Origin of the sequence: Dechloromonas hortensis, from assembly GCF_009469765.1 — a bacterium.
GTDB lineage: Bacteria > Pseudomonadota > Gammaproteobacteria > Burkholderiales > Rhodocyclaceae > Azonexus > Azonexus hortensis.
Genome location: NZ_SSSQ01000005.1, coordinates 1 through 16,448, shown reverse-complemented (window position 1 = coordinate 16,448; position 16,448 = coordinate 1). Strand labels below are relative to the sequence as shown.

Genomic DNA, 16,448 nt, shown 5'->3' with positions numbered 1-16,448 from the left:
TCCTCCAGCGAGTCTTTCCATGCAAATCCATTCCAGCATCGCCGACCTGCGGACGGCGCTCAAGGGGCGCGGCCGCGTCGTTTTCGTCCCGACCATGGGCAACCTCCACGCCGGCCACATCAGCCTGATGGAACAGGCCCGCGCCCACGGCGACACCGTCGTCGCGTCGATTTTCGTCAATCGCCTGCAATTCGGCCCGAACGAGGATTTCGACAAGTATCCGCGCACCTTCCAGGCCGACTGCGACAAGCTGGCAACGGCCGGCGTCGATGTGCTGTTCGCACCGACCGAAGCCGACCTCTACCCGGAACCGCAGGAGTATGTCGTCGAACCGCCGGCCATCCAGCATGTGCTCGACGGCGAATTCCGCCCCGGCCACTTCCGCGGCGTCGCCACCGTCGTCCTCAAGCTGTTCAACATCGTCCAGCCGCAGGCCGCGCTGTTCGGCAAGAAGGATTACCAGCAGCTGATGGTCATCCGCAACATGGCGCGCCAGCTGGCCCTGCCGATCGACATCATCGGCGGCGAAACGGTCCGGGCCGCCGACGGCCTTGCCCTTTCCTCGCGCAACGGTTACCTGAGCGAGAGCGAACGGGCCGAAGCGCCGCGCCTGTACCGCGAACTGAATAAAATCCGGGAAGCGATCCGGGCCGGCGAAGCCGACACCGTCAAACTGGAAAATGCCGCGATCGAAGCGTTGACCGCAGCGGGTTGGCAGACCGATTATGTTGCAGTGCGGCAACAGCTCGACCTGTCTATGCCGAAAGGCGTAAACGCCCCGCTGGTCGCGCTTGCCGCTTCCCGCCTCGGCAACACGCGGCTCATTGATAACATTGAGATTTAAGCGAAGCGCATGATCCATAATTACGCGCGTTGACAGTAAGGGATTTGTCGCTACAATGCGCTTCCCCCAACCGTCTGGATGAGTGAAACCATGCAGAGAACAATGCTGAAATCCAAACTGCACCGCGTGACCGCAACCCACGCCGACCTGCACTACGAGGGTTCCTGCGCCATTGATGAAGATCTGCTCGAAGCGGCCAACATCAAGGAATACGAACAGATCGACATCTGGAACGTAAATAACGGCGAACGTTTCACCACCTATGCCATTCGTGCCGAGCGTGGATCGGGCGTCATCTCCGTCAATGGTTCGGCCGCCCGCCGCGCCGCCCCGGGCGACATCCTGATCATTGCCACTTTTGCCGTTTATAACGAGATCGAACTGGCCAAATACGAGCCGGATCTGATCTACGTCGATTCGCAAAACCGCATCACCCGCCGCGGCCACAAGATCCCGACGCAAGCCGCCGCCTGATCTGCGCCGACTTCGGCCCACCGCAAACCCGCCCGCTGGCGGGTTTTCTTTTTTCTGTACAATGCCTTGATAAATCTCACAAATATAACGGAGACAAATCATGGGCGTTGTATTCGCCAAAACCCCCAAAGGACACGACGAAATCACCAGCAAGGCCGGCGGGCTGACCCCGCGCGTCCGCCGGGTGCTGATTTTCGTAGACGGCAAGCGCAGCGTCGACGACCTGCGCGGCATGCTGCAATCGGATGACCTGCAGCACACGCTGGGCGCGCTGGAAGAGGACGGTTACATCGAAGTCAGCAGCGTCAGCGACGCCAATGGCCAAAGCCGTGCGCCGCAGTCGCCGCTGCCGGCAATTACCGCCTTCAGCGAACTGCCGGCGACCGCCGACCCGTTGCGCCTGCAGCAGGCACGCAATTTCATGGTCAATACGCTGAACACCTTCGTCGGCTCGCTCGGCGCCAGTTCGCTGCTCGACCGCATCGACCAGGCGGAAGGCCATGCCGGCCTGCGCGCCCTCTACGACGAGTGGTATCACTCGATGGTCATGTCGCGCGAAGGCAAGCGCGAGGCAGAAGCACTGCGCAGCAAGCTGCTGCAGGTGCTGTAAAAAAAGGCCCGGCAGTCGCCGGGCCCTTCCTTCGACAAACCCGGACTACTCGGCCGCTTTCGGCTTGCGGCTGCGCGGCGTCCGCGCCACCCGCTTCTTCGGCGCATCGGCCTCGGCCACCGGCGCTGCCACCTCGACCGCCGCCACCGGCGCACTGTCGACCACCACCGGCGCGGCGCTCTCGCTTTCCTTGCGCGGCCGACGACCACCCCGTCGACGCGGCGCGGCTGGTGCCGCTTCTTCCGTCGCCACCTCAGGCGCGGCGGCGACAGGTGCGACGATCACTTCCGGCAGCACGGCTGGTTCTACCGTCGGGGCCGGCACTTCGACCTGAACTGCCTGGGCTATAGGCTCGGCGCCATGCTTGTGCTCCGCCTCCTTCCGCGTCCGTCGGCCGCCACGGCGGCGTGATGAATTGTTACCAGCCGGCGTTTCCGCAACGGGCGCTTCGATTTTTGCCATTTCCGCCAGGTCGACCGCCGGACTCTCGACGCTCGGTTCGATTTCGACCGCAGCGGCGACTTCGACAACCACCGGACGAACCTGGGCGCGGGTGACGTAGGCACCGGACTTTTCATCGCGGCCAAAGCCGAGCAAACCACGGCTGGCTGCTTCTTCGAGCAGGTTGCCGAAGCTGCGGAAGCCGTAATAGTTTTCGTTGAAGCCGGGATTGCGTCGCTTGATGACTTCCTTGAGGACCGAGGCCCAGATCCGTTCGGTATCGCCCCGGTCGGCGAAGAGGTCGGCGAAGGTCGCGGTGGCCAGCTCGATGGCCTTGGTCTTGCGCGCCTCGAGCTTTTCGCGGCGGCCCTTTTCTTCTTCCGGCGTGCGGCGCGGCGCCGCTTCGCGGTTGTCGCGGCGCGAGGCCGGGCGATCGCGGACCAGATCGTCGTAATAGATGAATTCGTCGCAGTTGGCGATCAGCAAGTCCGAACAGGACTGCTTGACGCCGACGCCGATCACCCGTTTGGCGTTTTCGCGCAGCTTGGAGACCAGCGGCGAGAAGTCGGAGTCGCCGCTGATGATGACGAAGGTATCGACATGCGACTTGGTATAGCAGAGGTCGAGCGCATCGACGACGAGACGGATGTCGGCCGAGTTCTTGCCGGACTGGCGGACGTGGGGAATTTCGATCAGTTCGAAATTGGCCTCGTGCATGGCCGATTTGAAGGCCTTGTAGCGATCCCAGTCGCAGTAGGCTTTCTTGACCACGATACTGCCCTTGGCGAGTAGCCGCTCAAGGACCGGCTTGATGTCGAATTTTTCGTACTGGGCATCGCGCACGCCGAGGGCGACGTTCTCGAAGTCACAGAAAAGCGCCATGCTGGCGGTATCGTTGGGTGCAGCCATGAAGTACCTTCAACTTGAGGAAGCCCCGAGTATACCTGTTGCCCGGACAACAATCGGCGGCCATGCCATCGCCCGTGCAGGCCGGCCCGGCCCCCGCTATCATGACGGTCTTGCCCACCCGCTTCGCCCCGATGCCCGATTCCCCAGCTCAGCCGGACAGCCTTTACGACGTGCTGCGCGCCCGCAGCAGCCGCCTGCCGGTGACCTGGCTGCTGCTCGCCGCCAATGCGCTGGTCTTCATCCTGATGCTGAACGCCGGCGCCGGCCTCTGGCACTCGCAGAACGGCGTCCAGCTCGCCTGGGGCGCCAATTTCGGCCCGGCCACCCAGGATGGCCAGTGGTGGCGGCTGGGCAGCGCCCTCTTCCTGCATTTCGGCCTGCTGCATATTGCAATGAACCTGTGGGCCTTGTGGGATGGCGGCCATCTGGTCGAGCGCATCTACGGCCACCTGCGCTTTGCCGCCATCTATTTCTTCAGCGGCCTGTTCGGCAACCTGCTGTCGCTCGTCGTCCAGGGCAACCATGCGGTATCCGGCGGCGCCTCCGGTGCCATTTTCGGGGTTTATGGCGCCCTGTTGATCTTTCTCTGGCGCGAGCGCCGGGCGCTGCACCCGGCCGAGTTCCGCTGGCTGTTCCGGGCCGGCATTGCCTTTACGCTGGCCAGCATCGGGCTCGGCCTGCTCATTCCCGGCATCGACAACAGTGCCCACATCGGCGGCTTGCTGGCCGGCATCCTGCTCGGCAACCTGCTCGGCCGGCCGCTGCTCGGCAAAACGCCCTGGCCGCCTCGCCAACGACTGGCTGGCGGTCTGCTGCTGGCCGGCACGGTCGTTGTGCTGCTCACCCACATTCCGCCACCGAGCTATCGCTGGCGCGACGAGGTCGCGGCGCAAGCGGAAATCCAGCAATTTCTCGATCAGGAAAACCGCATCCAGGCCAGTTGGCAGGAGATCATCCGCCAGGACCGGCGGACGGCGGATGCTGTTCAAGCGCTGGCCGAACGGATCGAACAGGAAATCAGCGAGCCTTACGAGGCCAGTTTCGAGCAACTGTCGGAACTGAACCTCAGCCCGACCTCGCCCTCGGCGGCGCAGGTCGAAGCGCTGCGCGCCTATAGCGAGAAGCGGCGGGACAGCGCCCAGGCCCTGGCTAGGCAACTGCGCGCCCGGGGCCAGTTCGGCCCCTTCAACCAGCCGCGGCTCGGGCCACCGTTTTCCACCCCGGAAAATATTCCGCCGATATAGGCCACGGCCACGAAAACCTGCGCCAGAAGCGGCTTTTCGCCAGTCCTGCGGTCAACTTTAATTTCCGCCCCATTTCCATTTTTTAGCGAACATCAAAGCCCCCCACCCACTCGGGAACCTACCATCCGTCGGCCAAACAATTTCCGAAAGGGGGAAAACCAATGAGTGGCGCTTTCACCAAATCGATGGCGCGGAACATTTTCTACGGGGGGACGACTTTCTTCTTCCTGCTGTTCCTTGCGCTGTCATTCGACACCCATTCGCAACTACCGAAACGTGACATGCGGCAGAACATTACGCCGCAGGTCGCCGAAGGCAAGAAGCTCTGGGAAGTAAATAACTGCATCGGTTGCCACACCCTGATGGGTGAAGGTGCCTACTTTGCCCCCGAACTGGGCAACGTCATCGCCCGCTACGGCGACGAAGGCGTCAAAGGCTTCATCAAGAGCCGTCCGAAGGAGGGGATCCCCGGTCGCCGCAGCATGCCTCAGTTCAACTTCACCGACGAGCAACTGGATGCCATCGTGGCTTTCCTGAAGCACGTCAATTCGATCAACGATGCCAACTGGCCGCCTAACAACCAGGGCTGATCGAGAGGAGACACTGAACATGCAATTCAAATCGCAAGCGGTTGCAAAACCTTACTTCATCGCGGCAATCGGCCTGTTTGTCGGTCAAATCCTGTTCGGCCTGATTCTTGGCCTGCAGTATGTGATCGGCGACTTCCTGTTCCCCGCCATCCCGTTCAACGTGGCCCGCATGGTCCACACCAACCTGCTGATCGTGTGGCTGCTGTTTGGCTTCATGGGCGGCGCCTACTACATGATCCCGGAAGAATCCGAGACCGAACTGTTCAGCCCGAAACTGGCGCTGATCCTGTTCTGGACCTTCCTGGTTGCTGGTGCGCTGACCATCGTCGGCTACCTGGCCGTGCCGTACGCCACCCTGGCTGAACTGACCGGCAACAACATCCTCGAAACCATGGGCCGCGAGTTCCTCGAACAGCCGCTGCCGACCAAGCTGGGTATCGTCGTTGTTGCACTGGGCTTCCTGTTCAACCTGACCATGACCGTGCTGAAGGGCAAGAAGACCGCCATTTCGCTGGTGCTGCTGATTGGTCTGTGGGGCTTGGCCGTCTTCTTCCTGTTCTCCTTCTACAACCCGGTGAACGTCGTTCTCGACAAGTTCTTCTGGTGGTGGACGGTGCACCTCTGGGTGGAAGGCGTTTGGGAACTGATCCTTGGTTCCTTCCTGGCCTTCGTGCTGATCAAGACGACCGGTGTTGACCGTGAAGTGATCGAAAAGTGGCTGTACGTCATCGTCACCCTGACGCTGATCACCGGCATTATCGGTACGGGTCACCACTACTTCTGGATCGGTACGCCGGAATACTGGCAGTGGTGGGGTTCCATCTTCTCCGCACTGGAGCCGATTCCGTTCTTCGCCATGACCGTCTTTGCCTTCAACATGGTGAACCGTCGCCGCCGCGAGCATCCGAACAAGGCTGCCGTACTGTGGGCACTGGGCACCGGCGTGATGGCTTTCCTGGGCGCTGGCGTGTGGGGCTTCCTGCACACCCTGGCTCCGGTCAACTACTACACGCACGGTACGCAGATCACCGCCGCTCACGGCCACATGGCTTTCTATGGCGCCTACGCCATGGTCAACCTGATGATGATCTCCTACGCCATGCCCATCCTGCGCGGTCGCGCTGCCAACGGCAACAAGTCGCAAGTACTGGAAATGTGGTCGTTCTGGCTGATGACCACGGCCATCGTGTTCATCACCCTGTTCCTGACCGCTGCCGGCATCCTGCAGGTCTGGCTGCAACGCGTTTCCGACGCACCGCTGCCGTTCATGGTTGCCCAGGAAAAGATCGCATTGTTCTACTGGATGCGTGAATGGGCCGGTGTAATCTTCCTGATCGGCCTGATCGTCTACATCGCCAGCTTCTTTGTCGGTGGTGACGAGCGGGAAACCGCCAAGTAATTCCTAGCATCAGCTAGCTGCAAGCGCGGGTCGCAAGACCCGCGCTTTTTTTTGCCTGTCATGTGCGCCAGCACACCGACGCCAGTTTCCATTGCCGTAGCCTGAGGACAGGCACCAGGCGACAAGCACCACAGATCAAGGTAATCGCCAATGCCGCATGGCAGGAGAGCGCCGTGAAAAGGAGTTGGTGATGGAAACCTGTGATTATTACTGCACGCTGGGAATCGACCGAACGGCCACCGAAGCCGAAATCAAAAAGGCTTATCGCAGACAGGCTCAGCGCCTGCATCCCGATGTCACGGATGATCCGGACGGCGAAAGCAAATTCAAGAGGCTGGGCGAAGCCTACAAAACGCTCCGCCGCGCCGACACACGTTCCGCCTACAACCTGCAGCTCGTCACCGACAGCCCGGTCGTTAGCCCGGCCCTCTGGCTTTGGATCGCCTTCCCGCCCGATCTCTGCTTCGCGCTGCTGCCTTGGCCGCTCTTCACCTGGCTGTGGCGCCACTAGGCAAGCAACCGGCACCGAATCCGGCTTCGGCCGCACACGGCGATTTCAGGCAGTGCTGCCGTTTTTGCCCATTTTCACCGGTTGACCGCAGCCCTTCTCATTCCCGATCCAGCCGTTCGTACTCGGCAATCACCTGCGCCCCGAGCAAGACCACCATGGCGGCGATTTCCATGCTGAACAGGACGACCACGGCCGTGGTCAGTGAGCCGTAGACGATGCTGGCTTTGGAGAGCGTCGCGAAGTACCAGATCAGCAGGTGGCGCAGCCCCTCCCACAGCAAGGCGGCGCTGAAGCCGCCGATCAGCGCGTGATGCCAGGGCATGCGACCGACCGGCATGGTCAGGTAGAGAGCGCTCAGGACCACGGTTTCGACGGCCAGCCCGAGCAGGTAGAGCAAGGTTCCGGAGGGGCCACCCAGCGCCCAGTCCCGCCCGAAAACATGAAAGCTTTCCTGGGCCAGGGCCTGCAGGGCGACCGAGGCCAAGGTCACGACCAGCAGCGCGATACCAAGCAGGACGATGAAGCTGTAGGGAAGGATGGCGGAGACCAGGAAATGCCGTTTCGTGAGGTTTTCCCGGCGGCCGAAAATGATGGCCATGGCCTTTTCCAGGACCGAGAAGCCCAGCGAGCTGAAAAAGAGCAAGGTGGCCAGCAGGACGACGCCGATCGCGGCACGGTTGCCGAGAAAGCCGGAAATGTCGGCCAGCACCGCGGTGGACTGGCTCGGTACCAGCCATTCGAGATAGTGGCCGAGGGTGGCGAGCAGTTCTGCCTGATCGACCAGATGCGACAGGACGATCACCGAAACGATCAGCAAGGGGACGACCGAAAGCAGCGCGTAGTAGGCGATGGCGCCGGCCAGCAACAGGCCCTGATTCCGGCTGAAGCTCTTGAGCACCTGCAGGATAAAGGCGACGGGATGGTGCAGGACATACAAGACAGGCTTGCTGAGGATGGGCATGACTTCGGAACCTCGATTGATTCGGCATATTCTGCGGCGGTATCGCCGCACAGCGCAAGACAGCTCGGCGCAAAGACGACGGCACGATTTTTAGCCTGGCTTCTTAGGGCAGATCAAGTCATGGGCGCGCCTGCCTCGCTATCATCGGCCGCATGAATACGCTTGCCGCCCCGCCCCTGCCCCGCCGACTGCCCGGCGATCTCGCCATCTGGTTCTTCATCCTGGCCGAGATGCTGGCTTTCGCCGTTTTCTTTGCTTCCTACGCCTTCGCCCGGGCCCACAACCCGGAGATGTTCAACCTCTACCAGCAGACGCTGGACCGCAATGCCGGCGCCCTCAATACCGTGCTGCTGGTCACCGGTTCGTGGTTTGTCGTGCTCGCCGTACAGGCGGCGCACCGCGACGACCAGCCGGCGATCTCGCGCAATATCCTGCTTGGTTTTCTCTGCGGCGGCGGCTTTCTCACCGTCAAGGTCTTCGAATACGCCGCCAAGTTCGGGGCCGGCATCTCGATGTCGACCAATACCTTTTACATGTTCTACATTTCATTGACCTTTTTCCACTTCATGCACGTCATACTCGGCATGGTGATCCTGGCCGTGCTGTGGTTTCAGGCCCGCCAAGGCGCCTATACCAGCCAGAGTGCCAATGGCCTGGAAAGTGGTGCCGCCTACTGGCACATGGTCGATCTGCTGTGGATCATCCTGTTCCCGCTCGTTTATGTGATGCGCTGATGATGAACGCCCTCTCCAATCCCGCCCACCGCGCCTGGCTTGTCCTGCTGATCGCCACCGCGATCACCTGGTATCTTGGCGAAGTCGGTGCCGCCGGCACCGGCGCCATCATTGCCATGCTGCTCATTGCCTTCGTCAAGGGCCGGCTGGTCATTCTCGATTTCATGGAACTGCGCGAAGCACCGCTGATGTGGCGGCTCCTGCTCGAAGGCTGGCTGATTCTCGTCTCCAGCCTGATTCTGTTGGCTTACTGGATTTCTCTCAAATGACCGAACTGCCCTTCTACGAACCTTCCGGCAACGAAATTTCCCTGTTTGAACACGCCTTTCAGCAGCGCCTGCCGCTGCTCATCAAGGGTCCGACCGGCTGCGGCAAGACGCGCTTCGTCTCGCACATGGCTGCCCGCCTCAAGCTGCCGCTGTACACCGTGGCCTGCCACGACGACCTGACCGCCGCCGACCTCGTCGGCCGCCACCTGATTTCCGACTCGGGCACCTACTGGTCCGACGGCCCGCTGACCCGCGCCGTGCGCGAAGGCGGCATCTGCTACCTCGACGAAGTGGTCGAGGCGCGCAAGGACACCACCGTCGTCCTCCACCCGCTGGCCGACGACCGCCGCATCCTGCCGATCGACCGTACCGGCGAGACGCTGGAAGCACCGGCCAACTTCATGCTGGTCGTTTCCTACAACCCGGGCTACCAGAACCTGATGAAGGGCCTGAAGCCCTCGACCCGCCAGCGCTTCGTCTCGATGCGCTTCGACTTCCCCGGCGCCGAGCGCGAGATCTCCATCCTGATCGGCGAAACCGGCTGTGATGCCGATCTCGCCAAGCGCCTGGTCGGCATCGGCAAGGCCTTCCGCGCCCTCAAGGATCGCGACCTCGAAGAAGTCGCCAGCACCCGCCTACTGGTCTATGCCGCGACGCTGATCAAGTCCGGCTTCGACGTCACCGCCGCCTGCCGCGCCGCCCTGGTCGAAAGCCTGACCGATGATGAGGAAACGGTCGAGGCGCTGATGGAAATCGTCAATGCCACGTTCGGACGATGATTTCGGCTACACCGAGGAGAAGGCCGGCCAAGCGCTGGCCGTGCTCGCCGAGGTGCTGTTCCTGATCAACCTGCTGCTGCTGCCCGGCATCGCCTTCCTGATCCTGGCCGGCCTGTGGCTGCATTTCCGCGACAACGCCCCGCCCCTCGCCCGCCAGCACCTGAAACAGGCGACCCTGGTCAGCCTGTGGGGCGGCCTGCTGATCGTTTCCTTCGCCGGCGGCATTCTTTACGCCGGCGGCCTGGACTGGCAATGGACCTGGGTCGCCCTGATTCTCTACTTCACCTGCATCCATTCGACCCTGGTCCTGTGCGGCATGTACGCCCTGATCAAGGCGATGAACGGGCAGGTCTGGCGCTTCCCGCTGATCGGGCCGCGCCTTGAACCCCGCAAATGAATAAAGCACCACTCCAGCGCTACCGCGTGCTCGCCCAGATCGGATTTTTCGCGCTGTTTACCCTGACACCGCTGTTCGACCTGTTCCGCTACGACTTGACCGAGAAGCACGCCTATTTCCTGACCTATCCCTGGCACCTCGGCATCGATGAACTGATCGCCGGTACCGGCGATCCGCAAACTGCTGCGGTCAACATCATTTTGTACCTGTTTTTGCCGATCCTCGGCGCCGGCGCACTGATCATCGGCGTCGCCTGGAAATGGGGCCGCCTTTATTGCGGCTGGCTGTGTCCGCATTTTTCGGTGGTCGAAACGATCAACCGGCTGATGCTGTCGGCCACCGGCAAGCATTCGGTCTGGGACAAGAAGCAGACACCGCCATGGGAGCCGGACGGCACGCCGGCCCGGCGCGACAAGCGCTACTGGCTGCTGGTCGTCCCGGCCGCCATCGGTTTCGCCTTCGCCTGGGCCGTCGTCGGTCTGACTTACCTGATGCCGCCGTTTCAGGTCTATCACGGCCTGGCTACCTTCACCCTCTATCGCGGCGAGGTCATCTTCCTCACGGCGGCGACCACGGTGCTCAGCCTCGAATTCCTCTTCGCCCGCCACCTGTTCTGCCGCTACGGCTGCGCCATCGGCATCTTCCAGAGCTTTGCCTGGATGGTGAACAAGAAGGCGATGGTCGTCGGTTTCGAGCGCAAGCGCCTGACCGACTGCGCCAGTTGCCTCGAAGGCCACGGCTCTGCCTGCGACGCGGTGTGCCCGATGCGCCTGAAACCGCGCAACGTCAAACGCTGGATGTTTGCCTGCACGCAATGCGGCCAGTGCATTTCGGCCTGCAGCACGGTGAACCGCAACAACCCGGAGGGCCAGTTGCTGCGCTGGGTCAGCAACGATGCGGCCAAGCGCAATGAAGCCGGTTTTTCGGCCTTATCAAATACCGACGAAGACGCCGGTGGGAAAATCTGAAGCATGGAAGAATTCATCGGCAAACTCTGGCACAACTGGGTCACCAAGGCCGCCGCCGGCCATTACCCGGAAGCCGCCGTCAAACTGGGCGAGATCGAAAAGACGGCCGGCATCCTGTTTCGCGCCTTCGGTGGCGACCCCGGCCTGAAAGTCGCTGCCGCCACCTCGGAAGAACACGGTGCCCGCCGGCGCTGGCTGCAGCGGGTGGCCGGCAGCAACGAAAAGGTGGCCCATGCCCGGCGCGATGCGGAAACCCTGCGCCTGCCGCCGGAAATCGCCGCCTTTCCCGACAAGTCGCTGAACCGCGACCTTTACCTGTGGCTGGCCGCCCTCGCCGCCAGCGACGTCGCGCCGGAACAGCCGTGGTTCATCCGCAACCAACGCGCCACGCTGGCCGCGCTGCACAATTACCCCGGCCTGCGCCCGCGCTATGAACGACTGGTCGCCGCCCATCTCGCCGCCCGAATCGACGCCAGCCAGTTGCAGCCCGACGAAGCCGCCCAGGAAAACGCGCTGCGCCAGGCCATGCAGCAGCCCGGCACGGTAGACGGCCTGCCGCCGCTCAATACCGTCAAGTCGCGCCCGCCGCAGCCGGTACTGCTTTGGCTGATCGCCAGCGAAGTGCGTGCCGCCGGCAAAGTGGCCGACCCGAATGGCGAAGTACCGCCGGAAGGCAGCGGCAGCAATGCCGAACCGGAAAAGCAGGCGCACAAGGCCGAACAGGTCGAAACGCCGGACAACAAGGCGCCGATGCTCGCCATGTTCCGCGCCGAAAGCCTGCCGACCTGGGCCGAATACGTCCGCGTCAACCGCGCCTACGATGACGACGAAAACCCCAACGCCAAGGACGCGGCCAAGGATCTCGACAAGCTGTCGCTGACCCGCGACGGCGAGACCGCCGTCTCCCGCGTCAAGTTCGACCTCGACCTGCCCTCGGCCGCCGAGGACGACACGCCGGTCGGCCCCGGCATTGCGCTGCCGGAATGGGATTACCGTAAATCGGTGATGCTGGAGGCGCACTGCCACCTGCAACCGATGATCGCCCAGGATGCCGGCCACGCTGCCCTGCCGCCCGAACTGGCGGCCACCGCCCGCAAGCTGCGCGGCCAGTTCGCCGCCCTCGCCCCGCAACGACGCTGGCTGAAGGCGCAACCAGATGGCCCCGAGCTCGATGTCGATGCCTGCGTCCGCAACCATGCCGACCGCAGTTCCGGCCACACCCCGGAAGGCGGCGGCTATCTCTCCCAGGAGCGTTGCGAACGCGACCTCGCCTGCCTGCTGCTGGCCGACCTCTCGATGTCCACCGACGCCTGGATTTCCGACAGCCACCGCATCGTCGATGTCATCCGCGATTCGCTGCTGCTCTTTTCCGAGGCGCTATCGACCACCGGCGACCGTTTCGGCATCTACGGCTTTTCGTCGCTACGCCGGCAGAACGTCCGCTTTCACCTGCTCAAGGATTTCAACGGCCGTTACGACGCCGCCGCCCGCGCCCGCATCCTCGCCATCAAGCCCGGCTTCTACACGCGGATGGGGGCTGCGTTGCGCCAGGCGGCGAGCATCCTCTACGAACAGCCGGCAGCCCGCCGGCTGCTGCTGATCATCACCGACGGCAAACCGAACGACCTCGACCTCTATGACTCCCGCTATGGCATCGAGGACACCCGGATGGCGGTGCATGAAGCGCGGCGCATGGGGCTGACGCCGTTCTGCGTCACCATCGACCGCGAAGCCGGTGCCTACCTGCCCTACCTGTTCGGACCAGCCGGCTTTTGCGTCATCCGCAAACCGGAAGAACTACCACGCCGCCTGCCCCTGCTTTATGCCCAACTGACGCGGGATTAACGGCAGTCGGGCTCGGCATGCCTTAGTCCTAAAGTAGTATTGCCTGAGAACTATGAGGGTGACACCATCGGCCGGTCTCATTAAGCCTAGCGATCATGCACGCCAATCACCCGATCAACATCGAAGCCCTGCTTACTCACGTCCCGCTATTTAACGGACTGGCCGCCGAGGAAATTGCGCGCATTGCCCGCTCGACCCGTGAAATCCACGCCAGCAAGGGTGACATCCTGTTCCACAAGGGCGACCCCTGCAACGGCTTCCACCTGCTGGTGTACGGCCAGATCAAGCTGGCCTTCACGTCGCCGCAAGGCAGCGAAAAGGTCGTCGAAATCCTGACCCAGGGCCAGAGCTTCGGCGAAGCCATCATGTTCATGGAAAAGCCCTACATCGTCTTCGCCCAGGCGCTGACCGACTCGCTGCTGCTCCACGTTTCCAAAGCTGCGGTTTTCGAGGAACTGCAGCGCGACCACAACCTCTGCCGCAAGATGCTGGCCGGCATGGCAATGCGCCTGCACCAGCTGATGAACGACGTCGAATCCTACTCGCTGCACTCCGGCAAGCAGCGCATCATCGGCTACCTGCTGCGCGAACTGCCGGAAGCCGACCAGAACGGTATCAATGTCGCGATCACGCTGCCGACCAACAAGGGCGTCATCGCCTCCCGCCTCAACCTGACCCAGGAACACTTCTCGCGCATCCTGCACGAGCTGACCGAACTCGGCCTGATCGTCGTCGAAGGACGCAAGATCCATATTCCGAGCGTCGCCAACCTGCGCAAGCACGAGGGCTGAAGCCCGAGCAGATAGCGGCCGGCGAAGGCCGTTCTCCGAACAATAAAAAAGGGGCGATGAAAATCGCCCCTTTTCGCTGGTTGACCGCAGGAATCAGTCGGTCAGCAGCTTGCCGTTGTTGAGCAGGTTCTGGATGACCGTCTGATCGGTGGTGTTGCCCCCCACCAGATCGACACCGTTCAGGACAATCTGCTGCACATCGTTGTTGGCGACATTGGTCGGCGGCGCGCCAACCGTATTGTTGTTGGAGAAGGCACCGGTTGCGCTGACATAGATCGTCGTATTGCCGCCGGAATACTGGAAGTGCAGGTAGTTATCCAGCGCCCCGGCCGTCGTCGCCGAATTGACCAGCAAGTCGCGCAGATCGAGGATGTCGCCGCCGGCATTGGCGTTCGCAGTGTCGAAGTTGTTGATGGTATCGACTGCCGGCGTCGTGGTCGTCCCGGCATCCGCGAAACTCCAGGCAAAGACGTCGGATACGCCATCCGTGCTGCCGGCCACGCCGCCCGTCATGATGTCGTTACCGGCCCCGCCGATCAGCGTGTCAGCCCCGGCACCGCCAACCAGCGTATCGGCCCCGGCACCACCATCCAGCTTGTCGTTACCGTTGCCGCCGTTCAGTACATCGGTTCCGGCGCCACCGGACAGCCAGTCGTTGCCATCGCCACCGCTAATGGTGTCGTTACCGGCCAGGCCGCTGATGATGTCATCGTCGGCAGAACCAGTTAGTGCAGTGTTATTGGCACTGGTCCCGGTCAGCGACTCTGAGCCGCTGTCGCGCGTGATGGTCAGGTCCAGATGACCGCGCGTCGCATCGATCACACTGGCATCACCATCTCTGTCAGTCAGGGCAAAGGAGATGTTTTCAGTCAGCGTAGTTACCGTCACCGGCGGGGTGTAGTAGTACTCACCGGTGTCGAGATCGATTACCAGCAAACCGCCTTGTTCCGTCGTCACGGTCAGCACATGGGTGGTCGAATCGAAGCTCGCCGTGCTGCCGCCCGTACCGGTCGCCGACACGGTGGCCGCCGAACCATTCCAGGAGAAGGTACGCACATCGCCAACCGGCCCGATCGCAACACTGGAGACAAAACCGCCATCGGCACCAACCTGGCCCGGTGCCGCGCCAGTCAGCAGGTTACCGCTGGCCGCCGGCGCCACGGTCTTCTGCAACTCGGTGGAAAGATTGGCGACATTCGGCACCATGATGGCGCTCATCTCGCTGCCTGCCACACCGTCGTAGGCAATCGGTTCCAGGTAAGAGCGGTCGGTTGCGCTCAGGCCATCACCGATCCCCAGGGCAAAGGACTTGATGTCGTTGTTGGTCAGGAAAGTCTCCCATAACAACTCTTCCGATGCCTGGATACCCGCATCGCTACCCCCGCTGGAGCCATTGGCATTATTGGCCAGGGTGCCGACCGTCCCGTCGTTCTCGTTCGGCTGACCGTCGGAAATGAAGTAGGCCAGGTTCTGCAAGCTGCCACCGGCCGGTGCCGTCAGAATCTTCCCGGCGCTGTCCCAAGCATCAATCGCCTGGGCCAGCGCGGCGTCGTAATTCGTACTGCCCGATGCACCGATGCCGGTCAGCAAGGCAAGCGCATCGGCCGCCGTCATCCAGGCACTGGCGCGGTCGGTCGCGGTCGTCGAGAAAGTCACCAGCTTGACAGCAACATCGCCGAAACCGTCATAGGTATTGATCAGGTTAGTAATGGCAGTCTTGGCGGCAGCCAGACGATCCACATTGTTGGAGTTGTTCGTCATGCTGCCTGAGACGTCCAGGATGATCATCAGATTGGTATCTTGCTGCGCAAGATTGATCGTTTCCGTCTTGCTCGAAGTCAGCGGCGAGTCATCCTCGATGTTAACCGTCAGCGTGGTATTGACGGCCGGGGCAATGCCGTCCGAAACCGCCAGGCCGAAGTTCAGCGTCTTGACGTCCTCGACGCCGGCGATTGCGTGATCGACCGGAGCCGACAAGGTCACGGTATACGCACCGCTACTGGTCACATGGACGCGGACAACCTCAACCGAACCGGCCATGCCGACCAGATCGGTACCCGATGCGCCACCACTCCAGGTCACGGCTGTTCCATTGGAGCTCAGCGCCTCCGCCGGTTGCGTAATGGAAATGCTGAAGCTGCTGTTATCCGGGTCGACAATGGCCAGTGTGCCGCTAACTTGTGTTGCATTCGTTGTATCAGAGGTACCGGTGCTATCGACCACCCCGCCAGTCAAGCCCTCTTCCGACAGGCTCAGCGGTGCCGGTGCCGTCACCCCAGGCGCGTCGTTCACCGGCGTCACCGTGATCGCCAGCGTCGAGGTGTCGTTGGCACCGGAGCCGTCGGTCAGGGTGTAGGTGGCGACCGGCACCGTGCCGTTGTAGTTGGCGTTTGGCGTGAAGGTGTAGCTGCCGTTGGCATTGATGACCAGCGTGCCGACCCCGGCCAGGGTGGCGGTGGCGCCGGCGGCGTAGGTCGTGCCGTTTACCGTGAAGGTGGTGACGCTGACCGGGCCATCGACGCTGCTCGTGCCGCTCAGCACCGTGCCCGTCAGCGGACCGCTGTCTTCAGCGATGCTGATCACTTCGTTGGCATCGGTGAAGTCGTCGTTCACCGGCGTCACCGTGATCGCCAGCGTCGAGGTGTCGTTGGCACCGGAGCCGTCGGTCAGGGTGTAGGTGGC

At 62.4% G+C, this 16,448-nt stretch carries 17 protein-coding genes; 14 read left to right on the top strand and 3 right to left on the bottom strand.

Annotation, left to right across the window (positions count from 1 at the left end):
- Positions 1-19 precede the first annotated feature (19 nt).
- The 3 genes from panC to GH663_RS09970 all read left to right on the top strand — a co-directional run bounded on the left by panC (position 20) and on the right by GH663_RS09970 (position 1,928).
- On the top strand, positions 20-844 hold the full coding sequence (panC, locus tag GH663_RS09980) for a pantoate--beta-alanine ligase (protein WP_153131482.1): 825 nt from the start codon (positions 20-22) through the stop codon (positions 842-844).
- Between the two features lie 102 nt (positions 845-946).
- Positions 947-1,318, top strand: a complete 372-nt coding sequence (gene panD / locus GH663_RS09975) for an aspartate 1-decarboxylase (RefSeq protein ID WP_246181550.1) — start codon at positions 947-949, stop codon at positions 1,316-1,318.
- Between the two features lie 100 nt (positions 1,319-1,418).
- Positions 1,419-1,928, top strand: a complete 510-nt coding sequence (locus GH663_RS09970) for a hypothetical protein (protein WP_153131481.1) — start codon at positions 1,419-1,421, stop codon at positions 1,926-1,928.
- A gap of 45 nt (positions 1,929-1,973) precedes the next feature.
- Here the strand turns inward: GH663_RS09970 and GH663_RS09965 are convergent, their stop codons facing one another.
- Positions 1,974-3,278 carry an NYN domain-containing protein gene (locus tag GH663_RS09965; protein ID WP_153131480.1) on the bottom strand — a complete coding sequence of 435 codons (1,305 nt, stop codon included), beginning with the start codon at positions 3,276-3,278 and terminating at the stop codon, positions 1,974-1,976.
- 101 nt (positions 3,279-3,379) lie between these two features.
- Between GH663_RS09965 and GH663_RS09960 the strand changes: the two genes are divergently transcribed.
- From GH663_RS09960 to GH663_RS09945, 4 genes are all read left to right on the top strand, one after another.
- The gene (locus GH663_RS09960; RefSeq protein WP_246181549.1) at positions 3,380-4,522 is read left to right on the top strand and encodes a rhomboid family intramembrane serine protease; all 1,143 of its coding nucleotides are present in this window, start codon (positions 3,380-3,382) and stop codon (positions 4,520-4,522) included.
- 161 nt (positions 4,523-4,683) lie between these two features.
- The gene (locus GH663_RS09955) at positions 4,684-5,112 is read left to right on the top strand and encodes a c-type cytochrome (protein WP_066882795.1); all 429 of its coding nucleotides are present in this window, start codon (positions 4,684-4,686) and stop codon (positions 5,110-5,112) included.
- Positions 5,113-5,131: 19 nt separating this feature from the next.
- A complete protein-coding gene (locus GH663_RS09950; RefSeq protein WP_153131479.1) occupies positions 5,132-6,511 on the top strand; it encodes a cbb3-type cytochrome c oxidase subunit I in 1,380 nt (459 codons plus the stop codon).
- 190 nt (positions 6,512-6,701) lie between these two features.
- Entirely contained in the window at positions 6,702-7,022 is a 321-nt protein-coding gene (locus tag GH663_RS09945) for a J domain-containing protein (protein WP_153131478.1), read from the top strand.
- A gap of 97 nt (positions 7,023-7,119) precedes the next feature.
- Here the strand turns inward: GH663_RS09945 and GH663_RS09940 are convergent, their stop codons facing one another.
- Positions 7,120-7,983: a YihY/virulence factor BrkB family protein gene (locus GH663_RS09940; protein ID WP_153131477.1), complete on the bottom strand. Its 864-nt coding sequence runs from the start codon at positions 7,981-7,983 to the stop codon at positions 7,120-7,122.
- 152 nt (positions 7,984-8,135) lie between these two features.
- Between GH663_RS09940 and GH663_RS09935 the strand changes: the two genes are divergently transcribed.
- The 7 genes from GH663_RS09935 (at position 8,136) to GH663_RS09905 (ending at position 13,766) form a co-directional block, all read left to right on the top strand.
- Positions 8,136-8,717, top strand: a complete 582-nt coding sequence (locus GH663_RS09935; protein ID WP_066882799.1) for a cytochrome c oxidase subunit 3 family protein — start codon at positions 8,136-8,138, stop codon at positions 8,715-8,717.
- The gene (locus GH663_RS09930; protein WP_066882800.1) at positions 8,717-8,986 is read left to right on the top strand and encodes a cytochrome C oxidase subunit IV family protein; all 270 of its coding nucleotides are present in this window, start codon (positions 8,717-8,719) and stop codon (positions 8,984-8,986) included. Before GH663_RS09935 ends, GH663_RS09930 begins: the two co-directional genes overlap by 1 nt.
- Positions 8,983-9,765, top strand: coding sequence for a CbbQ/NirQ/NorQ/GpvN family protein (locus tag GH663_RS09925; RefSeq protein ID WP_066882801.1), 783 nt, complete (start codon positions 8,983-8,985; stop codon positions 9,763-9,765). Before GH663_RS09930 ends, GH663_RS09925 begins: the two co-directional genes overlap by 4 nt.
- Entirely contained in the window at positions 9,746-10,162 is a 417-nt protein-coding gene (locus tag GH663_RS09920) for a magnetosome magnetite crystal formation protein family (RefSeq protein WP_153131476.1), read from the top strand. The genes GH663_RS09925 and GH663_RS09920 overlap by 20 nt, the downstream gene beginning before the upstream one ends.
- Positions 10,159-11,130 (top strand): 4Fe-4S binding protein, encoded by a 972-nt coding sequence (locus tag GH663_RS09915; protein WP_153131475.1) that lies wholly within the window; start codon positions 10,159-10,161, stop codon positions 11,128-11,130. Before GH663_RS09920 ends, GH663_RS09915 begins: the two co-directional genes overlap by 4 nt.
- Positions 11,131-11,133: 3 nt before the next feature.
- Positions 11,134-12,975 (top strand): nitric oxide reductase activation protein NorD, encoded by a 1,842-nt coding sequence (locus GH663_RS09910; protein WP_153131474.1) that lies wholly within the window; start codon positions 11,134-11,136, stop codon positions 12,973-12,975.
- 95 nt (positions 12,976-13,070) lie between these two features.
- On the top strand, positions 13,071-13,766 hold the full coding sequence (locus GH663_RS09905) for a Crp/Fnr family transcriptional regulator (protein ID WP_153131473.1): 696 nt from the start codon (positions 13,071-13,073) through the stop codon (positions 13,764-13,766).
- Between the two features lie 93 nt (positions 13,767-13,859).
- On the opposite strand, the gene GH663_RS09900 is transcribed toward GH663_RS09905, so the two are convergent.
- Positions 13,860-16,448, bottom strand: a 2,589-nt coding sequence (locus tag GH663_RS09900) for a type I secretion C-terminal target domain-containing protein (RefSeq protein ID WP_153131472.1), incomplete at its 5' end; no start/stop codon positions are given.